This is a genomic window from Streptomyces sp. P9(2023) (assembly GCF_032436795.1).
Classification (GTDB): domain Bacteria; phylum Actinomycetota; class Actinomycetes; order Streptomycetales; family Streptomycetaceae; genus Streptomyces.
Genome location: NZ_JAUPWM010000183.1, coordinates 1 through 406 on the forward strand (window position 1 = coordinate 1; position 406 = coordinate 406).

1 protein-coding gene is annotated in these 406 nt (G+C 41.1%); it reads right to left on the reverse strand.

All coding sequences use genetic code 11. The features are described from left to right. Window positions 1-406 (reverse strand): methyltransferase domain-containing protein (locus Q5762_RS37270; protein WP_315896745.1); only part of this gene is annotated, 406 nt, incomplete at both ends.

The window sequence follows — 406 nt, forward strand, 5'->3', positions numbered from 1 at the left end:
TGGTCTTCATATAAAAGGTCGCTACCAATGATTAAATCAAAAAGGCCGAGTTGACTGTTCGCATCTGCCCAGTCGACACGTTCGAAAGCAATTTTTTTCCGATTATTCAGTTGAGTGTTTCTGTCTAGGAATGCCTCAACTTCAGGGTGATAATCCGTGGCGGTGATGTTTGCCATTTGCTCATTCAGAAGTAGGCTTGATAATCCAATGCCACAACCGACTTCAAGAATTCGTTTGTTATTGGTATCTAAGTTAAGAACATGGTGTGCTAGAACTAAGCTGGATGGCCAAACCACCCCGAAAATTGGCCATGAAGCAGAAGAGATGCCTAAATTTTGTGCCGTATTTTTAGGGTCGCTAAACTGTTGTTTATCACGTAAAGTGCATAGATGTATATCATTGTTTC